The sequence below is a fragment of the Bradyrhizobium valentinum genome, from assembly GCF_001440405.1.
In the GTDB taxonomy this organism is placed as follows: domain Bacteria; phylum Pseudomonadota; class Alphaproteobacteria; order Rhizobiales; family Xanthobacteraceae; genus Bradyrhizobium; species Bradyrhizobium valentinum.
In genome coordinates this window covers 1-1,393 of record NZ_LLXX01000168.1, presented here as the reverse complement: position 1 = coordinate 1,393, position 1,393 = coordinate 1, and the positions used below count along the sequence as shown (strand labels likewise).

Sequence of the window (1,393 nt, the reverse complement as noted above, 5' to 3'; positions counted from 1 at the left end):
GGCTGGGCCATTCCTCACGGAACAAGGCCACTTTAATCCTTCGCGCTAATACAAGGTGGGCTTATGGATCTCCCGGAAGAGGGGCGGCGATTGGGGGCAACTCCGAGGTGGGTCGGCTACGTCGCGGTCGATGACATGGATGCGACGGCCACACAGATCAGGCGTCGTGGAGGCGCTGTCCTGCTGCCGCCAACGGACAGCAATATCGGCCGGGTTTCAGTGGTCGCCGATCCGCAGAAGGCGACTTTTGCGCTGGTCAGCGGACTGACGTACGGCCAACGGCAACCCGGCGGGCTGGACGAGCTGGGCCGCGTGGGCTGGCACGAGTTGCTGGCTGAAGACAGGAACAAGATCTTTGATTTTTACGGCGAGCTTTTTGGCTGGCAGAAAGCATACGGTGAAACCGATCCGGCAGACCTGTATCAATCGTTTTCGGCGGCCGGGCAGACGATCGGTGGGATGCTCACCAAGCTTCCGAACGTGCCGCAACCGTGTTGGCTATATTACTTCAACGTTGACGACATCGGCGCGGCCGCCAAGCGCGTCAATGCTGGCGGAGGCCGCATCCTCCAGGGGCCGATCGAATTGCCAGACGGTTGCTGGATCGCGCGATGTGCCGATCCCCAAGGCGCCCTTTTTGCGCTGCAGGGTGCTCGAGATCAGAGAGACACCGAGCACCCCTCCGCCTCGGAAGTCGCTTGGTCCGCCAAGTGGGATGGCATTGCTTCACAGGGCAGGATGGTGCTGCCGAAGCCGAAGCGCTAAGCCAGAGCGCTCGCGGGCATCAACCTTGACCAGTCGACCGAGGGCCTGGAAGCGCGGGAGGCAACGGCCCGATTGCGCACACTCGAGCCTGCGGCTGAGCAATCTCCGCACTCCAAGCGTTGCAACGGCACAACTAGGCCATCCGGGTAATAACCTTGGTGTTCCCTGAGTCCGCTTGTGGCAGCTTTGCCGGGCGGCTCTTAAAACGTCTGCTAATCGGGGAAGAGCGGAAATGATAGGACTCAGTTCGAAAACGTCGCAAATTGGCACTTTTGAGACATGCTCACTGCCCCTGACGACGTCCGTTTACAGGGAAAGTCCGGAAGTTATCGACGGAAGGCCAAGCCGACGCGATTGACCCGAAGGCGACCTTGGGAAAATCGGCTATTGAGCCCGTTGGTGCCGCACGCCTGGTGCCTGCGCGGCAGTGCCATCGACGGGGATCAACGTCGCGCTGCGCGGCGTCGCTATCCCCGTCGACTCAGGCCGTTAGGGCCGTGGGACTTAGCACACGCGGCAATATCCCCAAGATGCGCAACAGCTGCCGGCCGCGCAACCGACCGCGCAGCCACGGACCGCGCAGCCACGGCAGCCACGGACTGCGCAGCCACGGCAGCCACGGGCCGCG

General features: G+C 62.5%; 1 protein-coding gene. It reads left to right on the top strand.

Annotation, left to right across the window (positions count from 1 at the left end; genetic code table 11):
- Positions 1-63 precede the first annotated feature (63 nt).
- Entirely contained in the window at positions 64-765 is a 702-nt protein-coding gene (locus CP49_RS29755; RefSeq protein WP_245310932.1) for a VOC family protein, read from the top strand.
- Positions 766-1,393: the final 628 nt, after the last annotated feature.

Excerpts from the sequence above, each read along its gene's own strand:
- CP49_RS29755 (WP_245310932.1), top strand. The coding sequence starts at position 64 with ATGGATCTCCCGGAAGAGGGGCGGCGATTGGGGGCAACTCCGAGGTGG.